At 45.0% G+C, this 26,906-nt stretch carries 19 protein-coding genes; 4 read left to right on the forward strand and 15 right to left on the reverse strand.

Annotation, left to right across the window (positions count from 1 at the left end; genetic code table 11):
* Positions 1 to 58 precede the first annotated feature (58 nt).
* The 7 genes from ONB37_17190 to ONB37_17220 form a co-directional block, all read right to left on the reverse strand.
* Positions 59 to 1,264 (reverse strand): IS256 family transposase, encoded by a 1,206-nt coding sequence (locus tag ONB37_17190; protein MDZ7401895.1) that lies wholly within the window; start codon positions 1,262 to 1,264, stop codon positions 59 to 61.
* Positions 1,265 to 2,001: 737 nt separating this feature from the next.
* Positions 2,002 to 3,069: a Gfo/Idh/MocA family oxidoreductase gene (locus ONB37_17195; GenBank protein ID MDZ7401896.1), complete on the reverse strand. Its 1,068-nt coding sequence runs from the start codon at positions 3,067 to 3,069 to the stop codon at positions 2,002 to 2,004.
* A 169-nt stretch (positions 3,070 to 3,238) separates the two neighbouring features.
* On the reverse strand, positions 3,239 to 4,279 hold the full coding sequence (locus tag ONB37_17200; protein MDZ7401897.1) for a Gfo/Idh/MocA family oxidoreductase: 1,041 nt from the start codon (positions 4,277 to 4,279) through the stop codon (positions 3,239 to 3,241).
* Between the two features lie 486 nt (positions 4,280 to 4,765).
* Positions 4,766 to 5,587: a sugar phosphate isomerase/epimerase gene (locus tag ONB37_17205; protein ID MDZ7401898.1), complete on the reverse strand. Its 822-nt coding sequence runs from the start codon at positions 5,585 to 5,587 to the stop codon at positions 4,766 to 4,768.
* Between the two features lie 45 nt (positions 5,588 to 5,632).
* A complete protein-coding gene (locus ONB37_17210) occupies positions 5,633 to 6,868 on the reverse strand; it encodes an aminotransferase class III-fold pyridoxal phosphate-dependent enzyme (GenBank protein ID MDZ7401899.1) in 1,236 nt (411 codons plus the stop codon).
* 201 nt (positions 6,869 to 7,069) lie between these two features.
* On the reverse strand, positions 7,070 to 9,007 hold the full coding sequence (locus tag ONB37_17215; protein MDZ7401900.1) for a heparinase II/III-family protein: 1,938 nt from the start codon (positions 9,005 to 9,007) through the stop codon (positions 7,070 to 7,072).
* 224 nt (positions 9,008 to 9,231) lie between these two features.
* Complete coding sequence (locus tag ONB37_17220; GenBank protein MDZ7401901.1) at positions 9,232 to 11,166, reverse strand: hypothetical protein; 1,935 nt, start codon at positions 11,164 to 11,166, stop codon at positions 9,232 to 9,234.
* Positions 11,167 to 11,445: 279 nt separating this feature from the next.
* Here ONB37_17220 and ONB37_17225 point away from each other — a divergent pair, with 279 nt between their 5' ends.
* Complete coding sequence (locus ONB37_17225; GenBank protein MDZ7401902.1) at positions 11,446 to 13,683, forward strand: T9SS type A sorting domain-containing protein; 2,238 nt, start codon at positions 11,446 to 11,448, stop codon at positions 13,681 to 13,683.
* A gap of 88 nt (positions 13,684 to 13,771) precedes the next feature.
* Here ONB37_17225 and ONB37_17230 read toward each other — a convergent pair whose 3' ends face one another.
* The gene (locus tag ONB37_17230) at positions 13,772 to 14,332 is read right to left on the reverse strand and encodes a cytochrome c family protein (GenBank protein ID MDZ7401903.1); all 561 of its coding nucleotides are present in this window, start codon (positions 14,330 to 14,332) and stop codon (positions 13,772 to 13,774) included.
* 532 nt (positions 14,333 to 14,864) lie between these two features.
* Between ONB37_17230 and ONB37_17235 the strand changes: the two genes are divergently transcribed.
* Positions 14,865 to 15,692 carry a hypothetical protein gene (locus tag ONB37_17235; protein ID MDZ7401904.1) on the forward strand — a complete coding sequence of 276 codons (828 nt, stop codon included), beginning with the start codon at positions 14,865 to 14,867 and terminating at the stop codon, positions 15,690 to 15,692.
* Between the two features lie 352 nt (positions 15,693 to 16,044).
* Complete coding sequence (locus ONB37_17240; GenBank protein ID MDZ7401905.1) at positions 16,045 to 16,212, forward strand: hypothetical protein; 168 nt, start codon at positions 16,045 to 16,047, stop codon at positions 16,210 to 16,212.
* Positions 16,213 to 16,364: 152 nt separating this feature from the next.
* Here ONB37_17240 and ONB37_17245 read toward each other — a convergent pair whose 3' ends face one another.
* The 3 genes from ONB37_17245 to nikR form a co-directional block, all read right to left on the reverse strand.
* The gene (locus ONB37_17245) at positions 16,365 to 16,895 is read right to left on the reverse strand and encodes a hypothetical protein (protein MDZ7401906.1); all 531 of its coding nucleotides are present in this window, start codon (positions 16,893 to 16,895) and stop codon (positions 16,365 to 16,367) included.
* 284 nt (positions 16,896 to 17,179) lie between these two features.
* On the reverse strand, positions 17,180 to 19,048 hold the full coding sequence (locus ONB37_17250) for a TonB-dependent receptor (GenBank protein ID MDZ7401907.1): 1,869 nt from the start codon (positions 19,046 to 19,048) through the stop codon (positions 17,180 to 17,182).
* A 224-nt stretch (positions 19,049 to 19,272) separates the two neighbouring features.
* The gene (gene nikR / locus ONB37_17255; protein MDZ7401908.1) at positions 19,273 to 19,689 is read right to left on the reverse strand and encodes a nickel-responsive transcriptional regulator NikR; all 417 of its coding nucleotides are present in this window, start codon (positions 19,687 to 19,689) and stop codon (positions 19,273 to 19,275) included.
* A 420-nt stretch (positions 19,690 to 20,109) separates the two neighbouring features.
* Between nikR and ONB37_17260 the strand changes: the two genes are divergently transcribed.
* A complete protein-coding gene (locus tag ONB37_17260) occupies positions 20,110 to 21,591 on the forward strand; it encodes a hypothetical protein (protein MDZ7401909.1) in 1,482 nt (493 codons plus the stop codon).
* 416 nt (positions 21,592 to 22,007) lie between these two features.
* Here the strand turns inward: ONB37_17260 and ONB37_17265 are convergent, their stop codons facing one another.
* The 4 genes from ONB37_17265 to ONB37_17280 all read right to left on the reverse strand — a co-directional run.
* On the reverse strand, positions 22,008 to 22,994 hold the full coding sequence (locus ONB37_17265; protein ID MDZ7401910.1) for an alpha-L-fucosidase: 987 nt from the start codon (positions 22,992 to 22,994) through the stop codon (positions 22,008 to 22,010).
* Positions 22,960 to 23,205, reverse strand: coding sequence for a hypothetical protein (locus tag ONB37_17270; protein ID MDZ7401911.1), 246 nt, complete (start codon positions 23,203 to 23,205; stop codon positions 22,960 to 22,962). Before ONB37_17270 ends, ONB37_17265 begins: the two co-directional genes overlap by 35 nt.
* Positions 23,206 to 23,321: 116 nt before the next feature.
* Positions 23,322 to 24,242 (reverse strand): alpha/beta hydrolase, encoded by a 921-nt coding sequence (locus ONB37_17275; protein MDZ7401912.1) that lies wholly within the window; start codon positions 24,240 to 24,242, stop codon positions 23,322 to 23,324.
* A gap of 2 nt (positions 24,243 to 24,244) precedes the next feature.
* The coding region (locus ONB37_17280) for a malectin domain-containing carbohydrate-binding protein (GenBank protein MDZ7401913.1) at positions 24,245 to 26,906 on the reverse strand (2,662 nt) is incomplete at its 5' end.

Consider the following 26,906-nt stretch of genomic DNA (forward strand, 5'->3'; position numbering starts at 1 on the left):
TAATAAAAATAAGTAAAGCTGATTTTTCGGCAAAGTTTCCAAAAGTGTGTAAATTTATTTAGAAATCTTTAATTGGCTTATACTCCCAGTTTTCATTCAACATTTTAGATAAAGCGAGCATGATTCTCAGACAACTTTGTTCATTGGGAAAAGTCTCCATGACCTTGATGCGTCGTCTAAATTCTTTGAATGCTCGTTCAATGACATTGGTGGAACGGATTTTCGCCCAATGTCGATACGGGAACTGATAAAAGGCAATCAGTTCCTCCAAATCTTTTTCAAGGCAGTCAACGATGTGGGGGAGCTGTTGATGCCAGCGTGCCTGAAACTCGTTGAACCGTTGTCGTGCTTCGGCCTGGCTGGTGGCATAAAAAATGAGCTTGGCCTCAGCAGGAACAACGCCCCGCAAGCTGCGGGGACATTTGCCCACAATGTTTCTAATTTTGTGGACGATACAGCGCTGGATGGTCACCCCTGGTAATAGCGAACCCAGGGCACTGAGGAGACCAGCATTGCCATCGACGGTAACCAGTTTCAAGTGATCAGCGGAAAGCCCTCGTTGTAACAGTAGCAACAACAGACTTTCCCAACTGGCGGTTGATTCCCGACCGCCTAACAGGAATCCTAACAATTCTTTTTTACCGTCTTCGGTAATGCCAATAGCACAAAGTAATGCTTCCTTGGAGATCCAATGGCGCCTAATTTTCAAATTTACTGCATCCAGAAACAGATAGCAAATCTGGTGGCTGATGGGACGATTCATCCATTTCAGATATTCTTCTTTCAGCACTTGATTACATCGGGAAACCGTGGTCGCACTATAGTTGCGCCCCCAGATCGCTTGGGTGATTTTTTTCACCTTTCGGGTGCTGATGCCATTGACAAACAGATCAGCAATGGCTCGAGTAATCTTGTTTTCACGGCGGTTCCATCGATGGAACAATTTGGTGATAAATCGCCCTGTTCGAGACCTGGGAATGGGAATAGCTTTGATGACACCAAATCGAGTCTCAAAGCTTCGGTAGCGAAACCCGTTTCTGGAATCAGTTCGATCATCAGATCGCTGATAAGGTGCTGCTCCAATAAACGTTTCAAATTCATCATTAATCGTGTTAATGATGGTAATTCGGGCAATATGCCGAAGCTGTTGTTCCAGCATATCAAAGAACTCTTCACCATTGGGTATCAATTGGTCAGTGGTTTCAAATAAATTATCAGAACTATTTTCTTGACAATCAGCATATTTAATAGCAACATTTTCCATGAACGAATTCCTCCAGATAATTTCAAGATGATGATTGGTCAATTTTGAAATACTGGAAGAATAAGCCCTTTTTATGAAAATTGCAATTGAAATTTACACACTTTAGGTTATACTACCTTGACTTTTTTCAGAATTGTCCAGTCGCCGAGGGCGAGAAAGGAGCTTACAAGGTTATTGATAGCCCTTGAGGAGCTCAAATATGGTAAGCGATCACAGGGTTGGAATAAAAATCTTTAACATCCCCTCAATCCCCTACGTTGGCGGGTATTTCCTGCGGTCGCTTCATAGAGGAAATTGCTATAGCCACCCTATTGAAGGAGGCCAGAAGGGATGTCAAGAAAGTAGAGGCATAGCTGCTATTTTTTATCCCCCTGTGATCGGTTACCAATTATACTCCGCAAGGGCTCTGATTTTGGATATATATGCGATTGTCAGATTCCGAGTCATTTGCTGGGATTTATTGCGACATGTCGGGGTCGGAGGTTGGAAATGTGGTAGAGGAGAGCGTTAATTTTAATGATACGCATATGCAACGCAATCCATGGAGAGTTCGAGTTCGGTTGTGCGATTGGCCAAATGAGCGAACCTATCTTGGATGATCGTCTCATGATTTATCAGAGTCGCTTTATGATTGTGGATGGGGATAAGATAGGTGATCCTCAATCGATCTAAACCCGAGTCAGTCATCTTTTATTGAATGCTCTTTAAAGCTTGGATAGTTTTGAACTGCAGAAGCATTATCGAATCCGTACGGCCTTTTCCTGGGCGATGAGCGCTAATTCCGCTGCTTTGAATGTATGCTCTTGGGGCATGGCGTTTTGGGTTCGATTTAAACAATCCAATATTAGCTGCCCAAAATACGGAAATCCGACTTTGCCTTTAAGGGCAAAATGTTTTTCACCTTTACCATTGACCAGATAGAGGTGATCTCCATCTTCAGATCTGGCTACATCAATATATTTTCTCATTTCGATATAGCCATCTGTGCCCAAGATAAAGGTACGGCCATCGCCCCAAGTGCGTAAGCCATCGGGAGTAAACCAATCCACTCGAAAATAATTGGTAGCGCCATTATCGGCAATGAGATTGGCCTCTCCGAAATCCTCCAGTTCGGGGTACTGGGGATGATTGAAATTGGCCACATGGCTGGATACTACGGTAGCATCTTTTGCCCCAGCGTAAAATAAAAATTGCTCAACCTGATGGCTGCCAATGTCGCAAATGATGCCGCCATATTTTTCTTTGATGAAAAACCAAATGGGACGTGAGGCGGCATTCAAACGATGGGGGCCGAGTCCAATCACTTGAATGACGCGACCGATTGCTCCCTGCTCGATCAATTGTCCAGCGAAAACGGCGCTTTCGTTTTGCACCCTTTCGCTGTAACAGACCGCCCAGATCCTGCCGGTTTCCTTCACCTTCTTTCTCGCAGCCTCAAGCTGTGATAAAGTGGTGAAAGGCGCCTTGTCCGAGAAAAAATCCTTATTATGATTCATCACCCGAAGTCCGAGTGGGCCGCGCTCTGAGGGGATGTGGGCAGTTGCCACTAATTTGATGGTTCGATCCTCTAAAATTTCATATTCTGATGAAACCGATTTCGCAGCAGGAAATTGTTTGATGAATTCTGCAACTTTTCTGGGGTCTTCATCAAATACTTTCACAACGGTAGCCCCTGCCGCCTCTAATCCCTGGCACATCCCATAAATGTGGCCATGTTCCAAACCAATTGCGGCAATGGGGAATTCGCCTTTTTCACAAACTTGTTGCACAAATGCTTTTGGAGCATCAGTCATGCCATCTTGCATCGCTTCCTCCGTCGTTATTCATTTTGGCCTGGTTTGCTATTTCAACAATAAACCGATCTGTTAGCTCGGATGATAAAAATACAATGGTGAGGTATTGGGGAAAAGGCTGTTAATTCTATCCAGTTCTGCTTTTTCATTATCGCAATATTGCAAATTCCTGCTTTTGATATTAATGAAAATTTTGCAAAAGGAAGATCGGCCTGCCTTCTTTTGATGACCGATAAACTGCCAGCACGACTTCCAGTGCCTTTTTCCCTTCATTACCAGTGACCAGCGGTTCGCGATCGTTCTGAATTGCATCGATAAAATCATGATATTGGGCCAGATGTTCCTCGTGGCCTATTGCCATCGGATCAGAAAAACCGCTTTTGTGTGTGGCAGATTCAATGTCTTGGATATCTTTCTCTCCTTCGATATCCCAGGTTTTGATTTTTCCGCCTTCTAGAACCACTGAACCTTTTTCGCCGTGGATATCCAATCGCTCTGGGAAGCCAGGGAAGATACTGGTGGATCCTTCAATGACCCCCAAGGCACCGGTTTTAAAAGTGAGCAGCGCCACGCCCAGGTCTTCGGTTTCGATTTGATGAGTGAAAGTGCCGATCTTCCCATAGACTGAGTCTACTGGGCCCATCATCCATTGCAGCAGATCGATGGTATGGATGGACTGATTGATCAGAGCGCCGCCGCCATCCCATTGCCAGGTCCCGCGCCAACCGCCTGCGTTGTAATATTCCTGGGTGCGGAACCATTTAATGGATGCATTTCCAAGGATCAATTTTCCAAGTTTGCCCTGTTGGATTGTCCCTCTCAGCCGTTGGACCGCTTCGCCGAACCGATGCTGAAAAATGACTGTCAATTTTACTTGTGCTTTCTGACAAGCCTGGATAATTTGATCGGCTCGTTCTAAGTTGATCTCAATTGGCTTTTCAACGAGCACATGCTTTCCCGCTAAGGCAGCGGCAACAGCAGGTTCAAGATGCATCCCGCTGGGTGTGCAAATGCTCACAACATGGATATCCTCTCGCTCGATCAAATGATGAAAGTCGGTATAGTAAGGAACGCCGTATTTCTGCCCAGCCCTCTTCGCTTTTTGTTCAGAACGGCTGCAAACCGCTACGAGCTGGCAATTCTCTAATTGTTGAATGCATCGGGCATGAATGGCCGAGACATTTCCCGCGCCTATAATTCCAAAACCGAGTTTTTTCACCATGATTTGCCTGTTTAATTAAATTGATAAGCTCATCTAAGTAACGGATGATATCTTTCATTGTATCCATGAAATCGAATCGAAATGGATACAGGTAATCATCCATTGTCGCAGTAAAATAGCTGGCAGAGGTTTCCCGCGATTCAGCTAAGTAGTTTTAGCGAAAACTCACCTCAATGTCATTTCGAATGTGGGGAGAAAGCTCCAGATGAAATGATTTCAATACTACCAGATTCCTCCCTTCGTTAGGAATGACATTTATGCTAAAAACTTAATAGATTTCGTTCAAGCACTAATAATTAGGTCTTCGTCGCATATGCAACCCGTCTTTGAATCGGGATTCAATCGGCAAACCCCACCTCGTTTCGGCAGGAACATGATGCTTTCATGTTAATTTGATCAGAGGAGTCAAAAAATAGTTTGAACCCATCAGAAAATCAGAACCAGAGAAGCTTTATTCAGGTTCTAAATTTTTGTAGGAGGAAATCTTCATTTGTCCATCAAGCGTTTCATATATTCGACATAATGTGGAAACGCAATCTCGGGATCTGGCAGCTCGGGATGCCATCGCTTTTCCCATTCGAATGAGAGATAGCCAATATATCCGCCCTGTTTGAGTACATCATAAATTTGACGAAGGGGAAGATCGCCTTCGCCCATTAGGCAGGGCGTAAATCCCAGTGCAGTATCGGGCGCAATTTTCGAATCCTTCCAATGCGTGTGATAAACCCACTTTCCGATTTTTTCCCAGGTCTGTTCCGGAACCTCGCCGATGAACATGAAAGGATGATTCACATCCCATAATATGCCAACTTGATTAGAATCGACCAATTCCATCAGCGCTTTGAAGTGGTCCGCTGCCATCCAATCCTCATGGGTTTCAACGATGATTTTCGCATCCAGATCATCTAGGATTTCGATCATTTGAAACAGGGTGATAGCCGCCTGTTCGATCGCCTGGTCCCAAGAGAGCCCCCCGATATTGCCGCCAAAGATTCTGATGAAAGGCGCATTGAATTTTTCGCACCGCTCGGCATAGCGCTTCAGCTCTTCAATATGTCCCGCTCGTTTCGATTTGTCGGGTTCGGACATCCGAATCGAGCTGGCGAAGCAAACCAGTTCGATTTCAGCGTCGAGGAATTTATCCCTGGTCTCGTTGATTCGATGTCGAAATTCAGGCAATCGCGTGACATCGAGCTGGTCTTTAATCCCGCGAATCTCAATGCCTTGGAAACCGAACATTTTTGCCCGTGTGATGACCGTATCAAGATCCCAATATGGACAGCCAAGAGTGGAAAATGACAGTTTCATATCAAGATTTATCCTTTCAATTAACCACAAAAATCTTCTATTGTCTTAAAGATCGGATTTCAGATGATAAATCTCATCGTTAAAAACTTCCAGTGTATATTCAATGTCGCTTTCTGAAAGCGATGCGATCACACAAAGCGAAACGCCTGTTCCATCCTGCCTCACCAGAATCCCCCTGTCAGCGCATTGTTGAATAAATTTTAGCGTCAATTCCCTCTTTTTGTCAGCATCGTGAATTGTAAATTCAAATTTCACCGCCGGAGTTGGATCCATCAAGTTCATTCCAAAGTCGCTCTTTTGGCTGATGTCCCTCAACCCAGTCCGCAACCGATCTGCTATATCGTACAATCGTTCGATGATGTGTTCCTCTTCGATGATTTTGATAGTTTCGATAGCCGCAGCGATGGAGAGGGCTTCGCTGGCGAAGGTGGAGGTGATGAGATTGTCTTTCAGGGGCACCATCAATTCCTTTTTTCCAACAAGCACCGAGATCGGCATGCCGTTAGCCATGCTTTTCCCGAAGGCGGCCAGATCAGGAATGACGTGATATTTGTCCTGCGCTCCTCCCATCGCCCAACGAAACCCGGTGATGATCTCATCGAAGATGAGCACAATACCCTTTTGATCCGCCAGCTTTCTAATTTTCTGGAGAAAGTTATCCTTTGGCTCCACACCATAAGCGGCTGGGGTGAGAATGATGCAGGCGATTTTTCCATCGTGTTTGTCAATTAATTTTTCCAACTGGGGATAATTATTGAACTCAAAATCTTCGATCAAACTTTTATAGCAAGCAGGAATCCCTTGCTCGCCTATTTTCGCTGCCCACCAATCATGCCAGCCATGATAGCCACAGCTCAAGATCATCTCTTTCCCAGTTGCTAATCTGGCGGCGCGCACTGCAGCCGAAGTGACCTCCGCGCCCGTCTTCATGATTTTCACCATTTCAGCACAGGGGATTTTTGCGATGAGCATTTCGCTCAACTCAACTTCATTGGGGCTGGGCAATGAAAACAGGCTTCCCTTACCCAATTGCTCGATGATTTTGGCTTGAATCCTGGGGTGATTATAGCCGATATTGATCGGCGCCAGGGCAGCGATATAATCGATATATTTGTTGCCATCGATATCCCAAACATAAGCGCCCTCAGCCCGCTCGATATAGGCAGGAAAGTGCTCCATGTCTAAAAGATTATAGACCCGTTTGGCGTTGGTATTGGTGCCGCCGGGAATGATCTCCATTGCGTGGGCAAAGAGTTTTTTTGATTTTTCAAGGTTCAACATTTCAAAGGATCCTTTAAAAAGAAACGTGTCAATCCGAGCACAGCGAGAAGTCCAATTTGAAAACGATAAATCTTTGTTATGAGATTTATGATGGAAGATTCATTCGAAACGACCAGAAGATCAAATGCAACCAGAATGTGTGAAAAAAGACATCTGCAACGTGACCCTTCCCACGAAGCGTGCAATTATATTTTTTTAGAATCAGATCACAACAGTTAATTTTGGATAAATTTCTCTCGTCACAATTTTAACTTGGATCTTCTGACCATTTTCTACCGCTACTAAACTCCAGCCATTTTTAATCTTCTTCAAATTGAGTACTGGAGGTAAATCATCGTTCCGAATCGCCGCTGCAGCCGTGATCAAAACGACCTTATTTCCAGCTTTTTTAGACACCACCTCCATGAACGGATAGACGCCATGCTCTTCTGGGACAGGGAATCTATTGGTGTTCAATTGGATGCCATGATCGCCATCGCATATCCCAACCAATTTCGCCTGAGGACGAAAGAAGGTGAACTTGTTGCCAGCAATTTGGATCTTTCCGTTTTTGTCCTCATTGTCAACGAACCACCTCGCTTTGAAATCCGCCGGTTGATGGTTGGTCTGAAGCACATCCACCACTAAAATTAATCTCATTTCAGGAACTGCCAGCATCGTGCGATTGACGTTTTGGACATTTTGGTTCACCAATTGATATGCGTGAGTTGCATCGCTGGTGACTATCGCATAGCGATCGGTTTTTTCTTCTCTCACGACTTTCGCTTCGGCTAAAGACGCGTTGGTTCCTTCCCGTCCATCATGATACTGATGGCCCTTGTCGTCGATCAAAACCGTGTTATGGGCAGGTGAGGTACGCAGCCGCCAGGCAGGATGTTGATGGTTGTAAGGCGGATGCCAGGCATCCACCAAAAGATTTTCCGCAAAGCATTTCAGGATCAGGCTGTTTCGATCGGCATGTTCATGATTGGCAGGCCCGCCACTGCGCAAAGCGACCACAAAATCGTCTTTTTCAAACCCAGTCGAAACGATAACCCAACCAATATCGAAATGGCGATAAAACCATGAGCCAGTGGGTTTAAGCGAAGCAATGGTTGGATCATAAAAGATAACGGAAAAAATGCGATGTTTCTGGGCATGATTTTCCGCAGCGAATTGAGCTATGCCATCGCGATACTTTTGAGCGACCCAGAAGGCCACGTCCGAAAAGAAGCCGCTACCACCATCGCCGAAATTCACATGCCCTTCAGGATGCTGATGGCTTGGCATTCGGGTCATCAAAAAGAAATCGATGACTCCCCGCCAATTAATTTTTTCTGCCCAGTTGATATTCAATTTTCTTTCGAGGATAGCGAGCATGATGATCAATTCGCTGGCCGTATAATTGGCATAGCCAGATCCCTCGCTATAACTGCCATCTGAGGAGAACATATCGTAGAATTCGTGGTAAGTTTGCTCCACGACGCGCAACCATTCGGGCACTCGGGGATGACGGCCGTTGTAAAAGATCACCCCAAGAGCCAACGCGCTCATGGGCACGGCGCGCAGATTGGTCCGGGACAAGATCCACGGCCAGCGGCGCATGTCCCGATCCTCATAAAAGCTACTCTCCGGATCGAAACCCCAGCCGATCACTTTTTCCTTATTGAGCATTCCCCAGCAACTGCGATAGCACGGCTCGATGCCTTTCTCCGGCAATTGCTGCAACACTTCTTTTTTCAAATCATCTGACAATAGCTCCTCGATCCATTCATACGTCAGCACGAGGGTTTGCGTGGTGTAAGGCGCCCGCTGTAAGCCGATGACGTCTTTCCCTGCCTCGAGGAAATAATCCCATTTTTTGAATTGAATGATTTTCTCCAGTGCAAGTTTCGCCATCCTGCCACGATGTGTGTTACCAGTGATAAAATAAATGAACGCCTCGCGCTGCAGAATATCGCAGAGCCGAGGCAAATGCCAGATCTGATTATTGAACTCGATGCCCGTCTCCATAAATTCTCGATCATGGGTCAGATCAGTATTCAGCATTTCATCCCAGAATTTTCTGAATAGCGGCAGTTCCAGCCGACGACGAATTTCTGGGATCTCCTCAGGCGAAAAAAGCAAGTTTAATTTTTCAGTTGATGTTTTAGAATTCAATTTTGATAATAAGCTCATTGGATGAAAAAAGAGCAAACTGGAAGTTAAGCCTGAAAGTTTTAAGAATTGTTTTCTGGTTAGCATCATCAATTTTCCTTGTCTGATAAAATGAAGACACTCTCTTTTTCAAATGATAGAAGCGACCCAACTCATAACATTTTTCATCCATTGGGTTGCTATAATCCGTTGCAAAAAAAATTCTAATATGATCAATACACCAAAAATTATTTTGAAAAATACTTCGAAAGAAACATCCCCAATCCGCTCAAAAACAGCACCCCGCTGATCATGAAATTGATCCAAATTTTGATTCGAGCTGCGGGGGCGATCAAAACGAGCAATGAAAGGGCGCTGAAACCCATTGCCATCCAGCCGACCAGCGGGAAGATGTTGGACTGCTTTGCGTTCACGGAGGTAACTTCTTTGGCTACATCGATTGGGGTATTTAGTTTTTTAAAGAACCGATTTACCTCCTCTTGCGAAGAGTTTATGTCATCGCCGAACAGGGCGGCAAATTTGTAACTCAATCCGAAAAACGCGATCACTCCTAATGTCAACCAGAAATGAGCTGAGAATAGGAAATCCTTCTGAAGGAACGCGGACCAGTCACTAAACGATAGATTCGGATTATTGTTGGCGATCATAAAAATGAAGTATAATCCGATGCTCAATAACAAGCTGAAAATCAGGGCATGGAAATGATGTTGGTTATACAATCGTCCCAGCGGATTGGAAATAAATATGAACAATAAGGTGATGGCCACAGTGATGAGAAATTGTTGTCCCAAGGGATAATGCAACACAAACCGCGCTAAAGATGCTGTGAGCACGCCAGCCATAATGGAAGCCATGGCGGACCAACGGGAGATTTTTTTGGTCATAATCCCCAGAAACATGGGGATGGCGCTGGGCACCCCAGTGAGCCCAAAGAAAATATTGGTGAACGAAAACACCCAGTACCGACTGTGAATGATGATTAGGGCTAAAATCATGGCGATCAGGGCGAAGGCGAGCACAGCGATTCTGCCCACAAGAAGCGTTTGTTTTTCCGTGGCGCTCGGCTTGAAGCGGTTCTTATAAATATCGACTGAAATGATTGAAGAAACCGTATTCCAAACGCCGCTCATCGATGACATGGAGGCGGCCATCATGGCGGAGAGGAAGATGCCAACGATCCCCGCAGGAAGGTATCGCAACACCACGGCGATGAAAATATTTTCTTCGGGTTTGGTCACACGAGCGAAATAATCTAACAGGCTAATATCAGGCCACAACACTTTTCCAATCAGGGGGGGAATGCCGAATAGCAGTGGTGCGGTCAGAAATAGAAAGAAGGTCAGCCAGCCGACTTTCATCGCTTCCCTCTCGTCTCGGACGCTATAATAGCGCTGAGCTTTCTCGCCCACAGAATTGCCAAAGATATTGGCGGCGATGAGACCCAGCAGATACCAATGATCATACAGCGTGTGATCGGGCAACACATGCTTGAATTTCAATGGCGGAATCTGTTGGAGAACCTCTCCGATCGATTTGAATTCGCCTGATAAAAATATAGCGGGGAGCAAAGCGATACAAACGACGATCAGAATCAAAAATTGCACGAGGTCAGTGATACACACAGCCCATAGCCCGCCCAAAAAGGTATAGACGAGAATGACAATTCCAATGACGATGATCATACCATCGATAGCAGTCATAGAGCCAGGGAACATGGTCGGTGCACAAATCTTGCTCAATGATGCCAGATGATGGGCGGGCCAGTAAAGCATGGTCAGGGTTAGATAAATGCTAAGGAAAAGGTGGGTGGCATTATTGAATCGCGTTCTAATGTATTCAACAGGCGAGGTGACCCTGGAGCGCCGCCACCGTTTGGCAGAGAGGATGAAGCCAATGAAAAACGACGTGCCCCAGGTTGCGAAATATAGCAGCCCAAACCAACTGGTATGATAGACGAAACTGGCACCTCCAGTAAAGGTCCAGGCGGAGAACATGGTCATGTAAAGCGATACTCCCGAAACCCACCAGGGGATGAGATTGCCGCCGATAAAAAAATCCTTGCCCCCTTTCATAAATTTCGAAAAGTAATAACCAATCCCCAACATCAAGATGAGATAAAAGCCAATGACAACATAATCAACCAGAGGAAGACCAAATTTCATTCAGAGGCCTCAGTTATGATTGGGTAACACTGTGTCTGTTTCATCGAAAATTTAACATAAAAAAGTTCTGAGTCAAGCATTATTTTGTTGGATGAAAAAACTTTCGAAGGCTCCCACCCCTTGAAACGGTCTTTTCGATTAATCCCTCAAATGATTCTCAATTTTCGGGAATTGATATCGCCAGAAAGCAGAAAAATTTGGTTGCATGTTTTCCAAAATCATGTATCTTATTGGACAAAACCAATTCAGCTTATTGCCATTTTCGAATTGGGGTGCTCGATGAAAAAGATGATTCCAATTCTGATATTATTTCCTTGGGTGGCAAATCCCCTATTCTCTCAAGACATCTTAACCCAACTCATTCCCAAAAATGTGCATTTGTCATTTAACGGCACATTTGTCCATAACGGTCATTTACCGAGTGGCTTGGTCTATTCTGAGAATGGTCGCTATTGGTGTGAGTTTGAAATCGGCCATGTGGGCGACGAGGTGCGTGAGCTGAAGAGATTTCGATTATTTGAGGACGATCGGCTTTTATATGAACTCGCGCAACCGCCTGGCTCAGATTTTTATATCTCTAATTCTGGATTTTGTGCATTTTTGGATATGAGGCATCATTATAGGGGTGAATTGACCATTTACTTTTACTCCGAAACAGGTCGAGAGCTTTTTTTCGAGAGACTTGTTGGAGCCTCTTTATTTGGCTTCTCTCCGAAAGGCACAAAATTCGGGGTAGGGAATTCCCAATACCTCAAGATCATTTCTGTTCCAGATCGCCAGATCGAAAGCTACGATGGCGCTGATCAATTCGATATTTCAGAGGACGAGAAGCTGGTTGCTATCGCACTAAGAGGCAAAGCAAGGGTCTATTCGGAAAACAATTTGATTGGTGAATTCAATACTGGCTTTATTTACCCCCGAAAGATCAAGGTTTCATCTGAGCATCAATTTTTAGCTGTGATAGATAAAAAGCATCTCAAGGTCTATTCATTGATCAATGGGAAGCTGCTTTTTGAAGATGTGCTTGATGCGAAACGATCGTTTCGGGATCTGATTTTGCAGGATGGTCAAATTTTAGCTGGGATTCAGGATCGGGAAAAAGGGATTTCAAGTGGGATCTTGAAGGTCTATGATCAGCAAGGCCGGGTCCTCATTGAACGCATTGAGTCGAGCAAATCGTTCAAGACCTTCGATCAAAAGAAGCTGCTCCAAAAATCCCCAAAAGATTACAACCAGATTCCCTGGCCCTTTATCCCGTTCGATAGCGTTCATACGGTTTGGAATTATTACGAACAGCACATGAGCTATGGTTTGCCCGATTGGTCCTATCTTCATCAGGGATTGGATATCATCGTGCCCATGAATGAGCCGACTTTTGCGGTCGAAGCTGGGATCGTGAAATGTGTGCTGACGATCAGTGGGTACTGGCACTGGCGAATTGCGGTCAGCCAGGAACAGACATCCGATTTTTCGAAGGGCTGGTTATACGCGCATTTAATCCCCAGCACCATTCAGTTTGATGTTGGAGATACAGTGCAACAGCATGATTATCTTGGTGACATAGTGCAATGGCATGATGATTGGGGGCATATCCATTTCGTAGAGATTCAAGATTCAGGCCTGGTGTGGCGCTACGATGATAACGAGTGGGGGATCACCTATAATCCATTGCTGTCGCTTCAGCCCAATACCGATTTAATCCCTCCAATGATCGAGCCTGTTTTTGAGCATTCAAAATTTGTTTTTTGTCTTAATGAAACCAGTGATTATCTTGATCCAGATAGCCTATACGGTGATGTTGATATCATTGCCAAAATCGTCGATTATATCGGCGACTCTCCCTGGCAATTGCCTGCTTACGAGATTTTTTATTGGGTGAAAAAATTGCCAGAGGATACCATCGTTGTCCCTCGTACGTTGGGCCAAATTCTCAATCACGCTTATGACTTCTATGATTCTCATCACTACACTCCTTTTGCCACTGTGATTTACAAGCGCGATTCACTGCTCCTCCCGCCTCATTGGATGGATCTAGCGCGAAATTACTATCATATTTTGACCAATAATAATGGCGATTCATTAATCGATCTGTCGGAAAAAGACTTAGCCCTGTCGACCGATAACTTTCCCAATGGGGTATACCGGATCTTCGTTGAGGCTAGAGATCAATTTGGCAATACAACCGTGGACAGCATGGATGTGAAATTTAAAAATCGCACATCTGATATTGGTGAAAATCAAATTGCTGTTTCCGAAAAACTTCTATTGATCCAAAATTATCCCAATCCCTTTAATACTATCACAGAAATCTATTATGTTGTCCCAAAACCAGGAATAGTTTCGATAAAGATCTTGGATCTGCTCGGGAAGGAAGTTTGTGAGTTGGTTGACAGATATCAAAGTCCTGGGAGTTATCAGGTTGAATTTCAGGCTGATGGTTTAGCTAGTGGAATATATTTTTGCCAATTGAAAACCGCGATTGGTATGAAATGGAACAAAATGGTACTGCTGCGATAGCGATGAACTATTCGAGTGAATGAACGAAGAATAAAAAAGCCAATATCAGTTATATTGGCTTTTTTGTTTAAAAAATTCTATGCTTTGGTTATTTTTTGGGCAGTGGATGAGCAATGATTTTAACCGCCTCGGCAAATTTGAATTCTTTATAGGTTGGGCTTTTGGTGTTGTGGCATTTGACACACACCTCGTTGGTCGGCTTGATCAGACCATAATCGGCGCCTTTTATCTTTCCTGCGGTGATGTCTTTCATGATCTGCATGTTTTTATATTCCGATCCAGGACCATGGCATGCCTCGCAGGATACACCCTCCTCTAACGTGAGACTAACCTCTTTCATGGCCGCCGCTGCATGATAGCCAGTCACATGGCAGCTCAAGCATTCAGGGGCTTGCTGCGGATCGCCCTTTACACCAGCTTTCGCTGCGACTTGTTTAGCGTAATCTGAAGCCAACGTGGCATAGGCTTGGGAGTGCTTATCAGATTGCCATTTTTCAAAAATGTTGCCATTCTTTTCGCCCTTATGGCACATCTTGCACTTTGCCACTCCGACGTATTTAAAATTTCCCTTCTTGGCTTCCTGGGCAAATGACAACGCCATCGTGAAACCAACGGCCATGGCGACCAACAAGGTTGCTAATTTACGCATCGGATACCTCCTGAGTAAATTTTAGATCTGATTGATGATTAATTAAGTTTCCTACTTTAACTGACTCGTGACCCAAATGTTCATTTTTAATTAGATTTAAAATAGCAAATTTTGAACTGAATGTCAACAAAAAAATTGCCCAATTTGTAACAGCATCGCCATATCTTTTAATCTTGATTTTTCTGATTTCATTTGAGCTCCGTTTGCCCAAGAAGATTTCTTCAATCCAAGGCATTCCTTCATCGATGCAAAAAGATTTCTCCACAATGACCAAATGAAGAGCAAACGACTATCACCTTTGCAAATACAGCGAGCTTTGGGATTCTTTGATTCTGATTAATGGCAGTTAAACGACGCTTTCCTTGGCGGGCCTGACATCAAAGTTGCATATTTTGGAATTTTACATAAGTCTATTCTTGAAAATTCGACTCGCATCTCCGAAGCAACTTATGAATTCGCTCCATGGATTTCGCGGAACAAATCTCCAGAATTATCATTGAACAAGACAAATTAAAATGAAAGGAAAGTGGATATGATTAATTTAAAAATTTCTCATTACAAATTGGCGCTTTGGATTTTGGCTTTTGTGATTACAATTAGCTCAGCAGTATATCAGCGGCTCACAGGGCCAACCTATCCGAAAAGAGGCCACATTCAATTTATCAATAATCGGATCTCATATAAGCTGATCCGAAGTCAGAATGTGAATACCGATATCCCAATTGCCTTGACTGTGCCAGATAGCTCGATCAGTGGCTATGTCAGCTTTAAGCGTTACAAGTCAAATGACGACTGGTCTACTTTGCCATTGAGGCGCGAGCAAGCGAAGTTGGTCGGCGCGATCCCGCATCGCAACCAAGCTCCCGCTGGAAAATTGATGTATTATGTTTATTTGACCCGAGGAGATCAAAAGGTCTCCCTTACTGGGGAAGAGCCGATTGTGCTGCGGTTCAAAGGGCCAGTGCCTGCTTGGGTCCTTTTGCCTCATGTGCTGATCATGTTTTTGGCCATGTTATTTTCCAATCGCGCTGGGTTAGAGGCTTTGGATGCCAGAGGGTCAGCATATAAGTATCTCCGTTGGACGATCGGGTTGTTTTTCATCGGTGGGTTCATCCTAGGCCCGCTGGTGCAAAAATACGCGTTTGGTGCGCTATGGACTGGCTGGCCCTTTGGTCAGGATTTGACCGACAACAAGACGCTCATCGCTATGCTGGGCTGGCTCTTGGCATGGTATAAAAATCGCCGCGGAAGAGAGGGAAGAGGATGGATCATTTTCGCGGCATTTTTAATGTTAGCTGCGTATCTGATTCCCCATAGCATGTTTGGATCCGAAATCGATTATAGCAAATTAGGGGAATAATCTCAAGATTTTTTATCGCTATCAAATGATTTTTTAATGCAACTGGCCTCGATTTCTTTGATGAAGTCGAGGCCATCCGATCTGTTTATTGAACTATCTTGATGGCTCTGACAAGATACTTCCCGTGTTGATCCTCGACAGCTTCGATCTTGAAACCTACGCATTTGAGCATTTGTGCTAAATTCGTTCCTGAAGGCAAACGATGATTTTTCACTGCGCCACCAATTTGTCGATGAATAGCATTGATTTCCCAGCTACTATGCAAGTGCATAATCCCCAATTCACTTCTTGGTTTTAAAACCCGGTAGCATTCTCGAAAAGCCAATCTTTTTCCTTGGATGTGGGGAAGGACTTGGAACGCAATGATCATATCGAAGCTATTGTCCTGAAATGGCAGATGTGTTGCGCACGCACAAATGACAATCGGGTTATGGCGGCATCGATGAGCAGCGAGGCGAGTCATCGATTCGGCGAAATCGCAGCCGAAGATCTGAGCGGTCCCTTGCGTCAATTGGTATAAAAATGGGAAAAGCACACCTGTCCCACACCCAAGATCAAGAATCGTCCGGCAGCGAGAGAAATCCAAGCACTTCAGCAAATTGTGTATTCTATCATGAGACGGTAGCGGTTGGCAAGCCCAATCTTCCGCCTGTTGATCGAAATACCGGCGTGTTATGAGATTTTCCACCATAACTTTCTTTTGATGACATTCGCTCGCCATAGCATAAATAATACCATTGGAACGAGAAAAAGCTGCAACGCCACGCCAGGGAGCGTGAGGGTGATTTCAGCGATCGACCACTCCCTCGCGGGCAAGCCAAACAATGGGAGAATCGAAAAAATCATCGCGACTCGCACGATCCGTTCTGCCACAACGGCCAGCGGCAGAACCAGCCACAATGGCATTTTTCGCGCTTGAAACAGGAATGAAGCCAGTCCTGCCGCCGCCATGCCTTCAACCATCATGGAAACCGCTGTGGGAAACAACGGTGGCATGCCTGTCAAAACAGAGGAAACTATCGGACCTAATATTCCTACCAGCATGGCCAGCGGAAAACGAATGATAAATCCTGCCAATAAGATTGGCAAAAACATCGGCAGAAATATCATCCCCAGCCCAGCCAAATGAAATACAAATGGAACGATCACACAAAGGGCAATGAATAATCCCGTAATTGTTATCTGCTGTGTCGCTGTTTTCATATTTATCAGTTTCTGAATGATTCGAGTTCTGGGAAATGACCAAGTATAGCTTGGTGGGCTTAACCCTGCTCATCCCGAAGCATGTTTTCTACCTCAGATGAGCATCTTCGGAAATATCTTATTTTGCAGGCATGACAACACGAATTCCTGTTGTAGAGCGATTGGCTCTTTACCGATCGCAAATCGGCTTTTGCCCAAAATTCCGCTTAGATATGATCCGATTTTCCTGGCATCCCTTATTCTATTCAAATCATGAAAAGCAAAACATTAACAGAAGATTAAAATTAAAAGCTGAACATCATATTGCTGATTAGGGTTCTCCCTGGCATGGGATAACCTTTCAAAATTTGATAAGCTTGATCGAATAGGTTTTCGATCCCAAATTCCAATAGCAATCCTTCAAATAGCCTGTAGTTCATTTTCAAGTTAACCAGCGCATAATTGGGCAGCTTCTCGACGATCGTTTTAGGCGGTACTTGATTTAATTGATAGCTCGTGTAAAGCTCGCGGATGTGCTCGCCATAAAAAGTTATATTGAAGCGATTGAATTGATAACTCAGCATATAATTAAATTTGTTCGGCGCAAAGGGAATTACCTTATTGGCATTCAACCAAGAATATGAAAGGTTTGCGGAGAGATTTGTAATAGGTGTGATCTGAGCCGCAGCCTCGAATCCTCGGGCTTGAATCTCTCCGATATTTTGGTTTTGTATTTTGCCAGGGGCGATGGAGGTTGTTTCGATCAATCGATCGCCTTCATAATAGAAGCTGCAAACATCCAGCGAAAGGTATTTTCCCAGCGACTGATTGACTCCTACTTCATAATTCCATAATCGCTCAGGTTTAAGATTCGGGTTAGCTGGCGCGTAAAGGAACAGATCTTTGATCGATGGAGTGCGGAACCCTTTAGCTGCTGATGCCCGAAACGCTGTTGGAGACCAGGGATGATAAACCAGGCTGAATTTAGGAATCCACTCGTTTCCAAAATTGGAATTGTGTTCATAACGAATTCCAGAGCCCAAGATGAATTTTTTTGCCAGAACTTTTTGCAAATGTAGATACCCAGCATATTCGTCATTGAAGAACGTCCCGAGTTTTTTATTTCTGGAATGAGCCGTTCCGCCAAAACGTTTTGCGTCAAATCCGATTGTGGTTTTAATTTCGTGGGCCAAATCGAAATTCTGGAAGATGATGATGCCATTGGTCTGATCGTCGGAATTCCAACCATCGGATAATTGATGATGGCCGAAATTGCCATGAATTTTTATGGTTCCATTGGTGCTGTTGAATTGATTGCTGAATGTCAAATCCATGGAACTACGAACGATGTCGCCGTGATCGAAATATCCAGCAAGCAAAATGCGCTCTGGCCCTGGATCCTGAAATTGATATGGGGTGGCACTGCCATTGAAGTCAATTCGAAAGTGATTATCGATTTGGTAGCCAACTTTGATGGCATAATTTTGTGACTCAAAAGCAGAATTGCTGCGATGTCCATCAGACTTCAGATAGCCAGCGCTGACAAGATATTTCAAATGACCAAAGCAGCCCTGGTGTTGGAAACGATATTTTTGAGTATTGAAGCTGCCATAACTGATTGCCAATTTCGTTTCAAAGCCATGGGTTGGAAGCTCCTGAGTAATGATATTGACCACGCCGCCCAGGGCATTGGTGCCGTAGACCGCAGAAGCTGGTCCTCTGAGGACTTCGATGCGATCGACGTTGTCCAAAAAATAGGCGTCATTGATTGGATGGCTAAAAATGCCCTGAAAATCTGGCCGGCCGTCGATGAGCATCAATACTTGGGAATTGGGTTTTCCGCCCATGCCGCGGACTGTAATACTGCCACCAGCCAGTGCAGCAACACCATATCCTATCACTGCTCGTCGGGTCGTAAAAACTCCCGGGACCAAATACGAGACCGCATCTGCCACCGTGTTCAAATTGATCTGCCCAAGTACAATAGGGGAGAGGATGGTAATGCTGGCCGCAACATCTTTCTGCGGCAGCTCAAATCGCTGACCGGTAACCACCACTGGCGCGAAACGGTATCTTATTGAATCAGGTTCATTTGCTCTTTCATTGGCAAAATTTGTTGTGTTTAGATAGCAAATGAATAAAAAGATGAGTGCAACAGCTAAAATTTTTTTCATTGCTCCCTCCAATTTGATCGATTAGGATGCTACAAAACTAATTTTTGTGTTACGTATTAAAAAAAATAAATAGCCATCTTGAAAAAACTTTATCACTTCTCAGCAATCTCGTTTGCCCGATTTTTATCTTCATTGGTTTTCAAATTTTTATCCTTTCAAAATGGCTTCATGAGGTGATTCAATACGACCGGTCACATTCCTCAGTCATCCAACAAGCCGATCAACTAAACATCTTTCCCACTGGTTGTCATCACCAGCTTGCCATGCTTCACGCCTTTAAGGCTGATCAATTTATTAGCAATTTTGCGAATAATTTTGGTCTGTCCTTTCAACGCCAAAACCTCAAGGCAATGGTTGTTATCTAGATGAACATGCATGGTTGAAATGATCTGCTGATGAAAATCATGCTGGATATGGGTTAAAAGATGGGGCAAATCCCCAACTTCGTGGTCATAGATGATGGTGATTGTGCCCACTGCTTCAGCCTCACTATCCTGCCATTGTTCTCGAACCAGCTCGCTGCGAATGAGATCGCGAATGGCTTCGGAGCGATTGAAATAGTTCCGCTCCTGAATCAGATGATCGAATTTTTCCAGCAGGTCATTTTCGATGGAAACACCGAATCGGATCAGCTCGCTCATATTCTATCTCCAATAGCACGAGAAATGGACTCCATCTCGGCAGCGTATGTTAAAATAATTTTTTTTGGCAAAACACGTCATTCCGAATCCGCCGAGGTGGATGAGGAATCTGTACAAGTCAGTGGTTCCGTTTAATATTAAGATTCCTCATTCCGCTTCGCTCCATTCGGAATGACAGCAAATTTATGAGTTGTTACACACACTGCGGAAATGGGGTCCATTTCTATGACTTATTCTGTGTTAAATTTTTAGAAAAGATAGCACAATTTAAAGAGAATGTCAAGCGATATTTTTTAATTTCGTCGGGAATTGGGCTAGCTTTCACTGAGCAAATTCCTGTCGGAACACGGTTATTTGCCTATTCGTAAAATAGGATGAATAAAAAAATCTAAAATTGCTGACAAATCAAGGAGAACTGGCATGAGCCGAAAGCTGACCTTCCTGTTGGCTGCCGTTCTCTGCACTGCTGCCTTCGCCCAGGAAAAACCACTTCCTTCTTTCTTAATTCCCAAAAAAGATACCACCAAATCAAAACAAAAAACGGATCAGCCAATTGCTCCACCTTCGGTGCTGATTTTAGAGGATATTTTCGGTCGACTATACGATGGAGCCATGCTGTCGCAAAATTATCAGCGTGACCAATATAAACTCATATCCACAGGAACGGATGGTCAGAAATACCGTGAAACGTTTGACTATCATAATTTTTTATTATCCGGTGGCTATGGTCGCCGGGATAAATACCAGGTGAGTTCCTCTATTAACCTGACAGGCCAAGATCTAGATAATCGAAATACCAATCGAAATTTTAATCTCAATTTCATCTATCTGCCGGGCAATGCCTGGCAAATTTATAATCGGATTGCCACGCATGATCATGCTCAAAGCGACTTCAAAGACAATTTCTCCTGGGATGGCTCACTGCTTTATCTCTCCGGGGGCCAGGTCAGCCTCTTTGCCAATAAATTCCCGCACTTTCTCTTTTTCAGAGATATGTTGTTAGAGCCACAACAGCTATGGTTTTCATTTGATCCCGGTTATTCTTATCAAAGGTATAATTGGTCTAACTCTTCTGATGTTAATAAGGCCACTTATCTACCTCTGTTTTTCAGGTATGGTTTGTCGGATTGGTTGAATATGAGGGTTGCCCTCCAATACAATGCTGAAAAGGATAGTGACGATTATCCGATTCTTTCCATTGGTCCTTCGGAGAATGAGCAAATTGGCACTGGCAACCAAAAGCAGAGAATGGAAAACCTCAATTCCGATATTGGCTTATCTCTGATCCCTGATCGGCGATTTTTATTTGACGGATCGGTTAACTTTAACCATCAAGAGGAGACTTATAGCAGCACCAGTCGCTATTTTAGCGGTACTGAGGAATATTTCAAATCAGTTGACAAGAGAGATGGTTATGCCGTTCATCTTCGCGCCAACTATCTTTCCATCCGCCGAACCCTGTCGGCGGTTGATTACCGACGCTCGTTCCATAATGGCATTTATCTGAAACAGGCTGAGCTGAAAAATCAACTTCATTGGACCTCTTATTCTAAGAACTATGACCCTAATCTGAAATGGAGCCTTTACGATGCATTGGATTTGGGATTGACCGACCACATCAATCTGTTTCTCAATGCCGAATATTCCAGGGTGAGAGAAAAAGCTGAGAATGACAACGACAAAAGCACCTGGAATTATTCCTCAGGCCTGACCTTTTACAATTTGAATTTTTCTGGTGATGAGCTGAATGATTTCGATTATTTCTATGGCCGCATTGTACAGCCTAAGGATTATATTACAACCCTAAAGTGGATGCAATCACATCGAGGCTCTTCGATAAAAAGCAATCACATCGGCTTTAAGACAGGTCTGTTAACAAATATGGATGTTTCCCTATTATGAGTATCAAAAGGAATCATACAAATATGCCAATGAGTCGGCTCATGATCTTGGCGGAGGTCTACGGATAAATTTGCTGGATCAGCTCCGACTTCTGATCAATGCCTCCTATGGAAAGTCTCATTCAGAGAGGAGCAGCAATAGCTATGATATTCCCACCTCAAATCACTATCGATGGAATTTGAGGCTTGGTGCTCAGGCGGCATTTTGATTTATTGAAAAGCACTTTGTGTTGCTCTGGATCGAATCACATATACCATGTTTAGGTTATTAAATCGCAGAATAGGATATCAAAGAGATGAATATCTCATCGCTGCTCATCGCTATTTTTGCGTGGGAGATAGGCTATGCTTGTGTTCAACGAATGATATTTTTTGGATAGCATCCTTCAGCATCAAAGCTTCAAGCTGAGAATGACGCTAATCATGCAAATGCAATAATGTCCACTCATCTTCTTTTCGAAGTTTTCCTTTATCGGTTATGATGACATTTAAAAGAAGATTTGCATCCATTTGCTGAGCAATCTTCTGGAGATTTTTAATCTGGGATGGCGTCATCACAGAGTGGTCCCATTCGTGCCAGAACCAGTTGCCGTTCGGGAATTGATCGTTACCTTTGACCGACATGGTGGTTTCGATTTGGAGCGGCAAATAGATCTCTCTTCCCAGCCAGGGCCAGATCTTGCGGTCGTGAAAGTTGCTTTGGGTCAATTTTTCGCCGGTTCGCGCATCGACTGGGTGCAGAGGTACTCCTGGATAAGCAGTCGTGCTGTTGTTCATCACGATGCAATTCGGTTGAAGCGACTTGACATATTGATACAAATGATCCATCTGCCAGCGATAGGCGCCTTCGCTGCGCCAGGCCTGAATGAAACGGTCCTCGCGAGCCATGGCTTCGGCCGTTCCATGAACCATCTCTTCGGCTTCATTTTTGAGCGGCTTTTCCCAGCCCGATTGCTGCTTCTTCCAGAAACCATCGAACCATAACTCAACCAAATCACCATAGCCAGTCAGCAATTCCTTGAGCTGATTTTTCATGAATTCCACATAAGCGAACTCATCGGTGTCATGGCTTTTCTCGTGGCGGTCCCAGAGGGAATAATATATCCCCAATTTCAATCCATATTTTGCAGCGGAATTGACGACCCTTGCTAAATAATCATCTTTAAAAGGAGTGGCTTTGATGGAATAATCCGTGTATTGGGTAGGCCAAAGGCAAAAGCCGTCGTGATGCTTGGTGTTGACGACGATATATTTCATGCCTGCCGCAACAGCAACTTGACACCATCGGTCGGTATCCAGTTCTGTTGGATTGAATTTGCTGGGATTCAGAGTGCCATCGCTCCACTCTGCATCGTAATAGGTATTGATGCTAAAATGGATGAACATGCCAAATTTCAAATTCATCCAGGCTCTCTGAATCGGCGTCGGTTCTGGAGGCTTCGCTGCTGGTGGAAGAAGTGGTTCGTTTTTCTCCATCGGCCTGCCACTGCAGGTTTTTTGCGCGAGGAATAATCCTGCCCCCGCAAGGGCACTTTGTTTTAAAAACTTCCGGCGATTGCCCATCATTTTCAATCCCTTTTGCTTGAGTTAAAATACTGATCTGAGGATTAGCCATTTAAAAAATTCAACCTGGTTGACAATTCATTTTTTTTCACCTGGGTAATTCATAGCCACAAAGAACCGGAGAAGGCAGAGTTCCCTTTTTTTGAAAATGCAGCCGGGTTGATCAAATTACTTGAAAACGCCTCTGGATTTCAACCACCGCAGGCAAGCCGAAGACCAGTCCGCAGCAGTCGTTTTTTTACCCAGGCCGAAACCATGGCCTCCTTGCTCATAGATATGCAACTCCGCTGGCACACCGTGCTGGTTCAATGCCACAAAATATTCAATGCTATTTTGGACCGAAACCGATTTATCGTCAGCGGCATGCACCAAAAATGTCGGAGGCGTTTCAGCCGAAACTTGCAATTCATTGGAAAAAAGCTCGACCACCGCTGAATCGGGAGCCTCACCCAGCAGATTATCTCTCGATCCAGGGTGAGTAATTCGCGGTTTCATTGAGATGACCGGATAGATCAAAATGGCAAAATCAGGACGAGCGCTGGTGCTATCCGCGTCATAGATCTTTTTGTTGAAGTGGGTCGAAATGCTGGCAGCCAGATGACCACCTGCCGAAAATCCGATGACGCCGATCTTTTTGGGATCGATTTGCCAGCGCTGCGAATTGCGTCGTGCCATGCGCACCGCCTCCTGAATGTCCTGCAACGGCCCTATGGCTTTATTTTCCATGATCGCATCATCTGGCAAACGATATTTCAGGATGATGCCGACGATCCCGTTGGCAGCCAACCACTGGGCAATTTCGATCCCCTCATGGCTCATAGCGAGCCTGGCGTAGCCTCCGCCGGGACATATGATGACCGCGGCGCCATTTGCCTGCTCCGGCTTCGGAAAATAGAGCATCAATGTGGGTTCGATGACGTGTTGAATTCGATAGCTGCCGTTTTCTATGACGATCTTTTCTTCGGCGATGGCAGTATTCACTCTGGCGCCCGGTATTTTATCGGACCATAATTTAATAACTTCTTGGGAATAGCCAGTCGAAGAGACAAGCAGCAATAGCGCAAAGTGAAAAACTATAAAGAGTCTCATCTTCAAAACCTTTTGTTTAAACGAATCCCATTTATCACCGGGCTGCCCTTTTTACTTTGAAACGCGATTTCAATCCCCTTGCCATTGTCGATTGGAACTTGCACTTTGAACGAAACCGCTCGATTTTTCCCATACTGGCTGGCAAGATTCAAATCACTGATCACCGGAACGTTATTGATCATTATGTCGAATTCTCGCTCTTGATTGAAAGTCGATGGATTCTTTCCCAGACCGGAGATTTCGGCAAAATGGAGTTCTACTTCGTAGTCGCCGTTTGGGACATCGAATCGATACGCTATCATGCTGTCGCGTTGGGTTTGATAAAGTGGCTCGCGCTCGCTGGCAAAAATTTCCTGATCTGTCCCCCACCTCTTGCCCGGCCACATCTGCAGATCGCTTCCGCCAATGTAGCCCCAGCCGCCCAGTTGATAGGGCTGATCTGGCAACCAGATCAGGTTCTCACGTTCTTCAACGAAATAGAACGGCGCACCTGCGTTCACGCATAGTTCATTGACGCTTGACTCGCTCAGGTCTGCGGGCATGAATTGATAGGTAATATCCAGGTGGTCCGATATTGGTCTGCCATCCTGAAAGGTGCCAAGGCACAAGAGATGATTTCTACCTTCATGAAAAGGGACATCAAAATAGCACCTTTTGATGCTGTCAGGAGCTTGTTTTCCCAGACTAACGCCGTCGTGCAACAACTCGACGATCTGGCAATTGGAGTATATTTTTATGGGCTCGGTCACCCATTTTTTTCCGGGCTGGGGCACTCCACTCCTTAGCTTCCAATCTGAGGACGCGATTTTGACCACCGGCTGCTGCCGATTCCAGTTGGCCTGATAGAAATAGTAAACATCTTTGGGACGACGGTTGCGATAGAGCATCCCCTTCTGGTTGACATGGGGTTTGGTGTCTTTGCGCCCCTCCGAGCCAAAGTCCACCAGGTTCCAGATCACTGCCCCGGTGATGAATGGCCTCGATTGGATCATGCTCAGGTATTGTTCATGAAAATGTTGCTGCCACTCCGTCGAGAAGTCGAACCGCATGGGGGCATGGCTATGGATGCGCTCATCGCTGCCGGCACCATACTCACTGATGATGATCGGAACCGCAGGATAATCGTGATGAAAGGCATCCACAAAATCCAGGAATTTTTCAAATCCCTCGGAATACCAACCAAAATATAAATTCCAGCCGCAAATATCGGTCACATCCAACAAACTCGCCTGCTGGTATCGCCAATAGTCGCCATGGTGAGCGATGACGGTCATCCGAGATGGGTCTTCGGCATGAGCGATCTGGTTTAATTTTCGGGTTAACGCCGTGGTTTTTTCAATGATCCCGGGAAACACCTCGTTGCCAGATTCGAACGCGCGCAACAGGATCTCGTTCATTAATCCCCAAAAGAACACCGACGGATGATGATGGTGTTGTCGGATCATCTCGATCAGAGCGGTCTCCGAATTCCTGGCAAAGGCTTCGGACGCACCGATCAAATTGACCAGCGGGATCTCCTCCCAGGCGATCAAACCCAGTTGATCGCAAGCGTGCAGCACGGCCGGGTCCTGGGGATAATGGGCGATGCGGATGAAATTGGCGCCCATGGCTTTCAATAGCTTCATATCTTGATGGTGCAATTCGTCCGGGAGCGCATTGGCCATGCCATCGAAGTCCTGATGCCGATTGGCACCCAACAGTCGCAGTGGCACGTCATTCAGGAGAAAGCCTCGCTCTGGGTCGAACCGAAACGTTCGGAATCCCAGCGGCAGCTCGATGTTATCCAGCAGCCGATGGTGTTTCTGATCCAAAATTTTTACGGTCGCTCGATATAGATAAGGCTGATCGGGCGACCAGAGACGGATGTTTTGGAGCGTAAACTCATGTTCGAAGGGAATGGCCTGCCCGGGTCTGGTCCGAATTGGTTGGGAGACCCATCCGCCAATTTCCTTGCCAGAGGCATCATGGATGATTGTCTTCACAATCACTCGCTCGGCCATTCGGCTGTCATTTTTCAGTTGGCCGCGAACGTTGATTAGAGCGGTTTTCCCATGAATGGTCGGATGGATGAATACGCCCGGGCTGCCGTAATTGGCCATATCGAAATGGATCGGTTCGGTAATTTCGAGGAACACATCCCGATAGATGCCACCATAAAAAGTGAAATCAGCCGATATCGGCGGGATCTCGTTGGATGTCGAATTATCCACTTTTACCAGCACCCGATTGTCCGCCCCGCAGCGGATAAAATCGGTCGCATCGAACCGAAACGCAGTGTAGCCGCCAATATGCTGGCCCACAAACTTGCCATTGACATAGACCTCAGCGACCTGATTGGCACCTTCGAAGAACAAATAAATCCGCTTTCCCAGATAAGCATCAGGAAGAAATAAATTTTTATGATACCAACCAATTCCCTGATAGTAGCCATCTTCATCATCAAACGCATCGGCAACATTCCAGGAGTGAGGCAGATTCACCAGTTCCCAGCCCAAACTTGGGTCGTTCATTTTTTCTGCCTCGGCGATATTGCCCCGGTGAAAACGCCATCCCGAATTGATGGATAGTTTGATGCGACCTTCGGAAAACGTTACGTTAGCTGCAATCAGAAGGAGTGCGAAGCCATAACTTATGACCTGTCGACCGATTATCCTTAGTGTCATT

This window comes from candidate division KSB1 bacterium (assembly GCA_034506395.1).
Classification (GTDB): domain Bacteria; phylum Zhuqueibacterota; class Zhuqueibacteria; order Thermofontimicrobiales; family Thermofontimicrobiaceae; genus Thermofontimicrobium.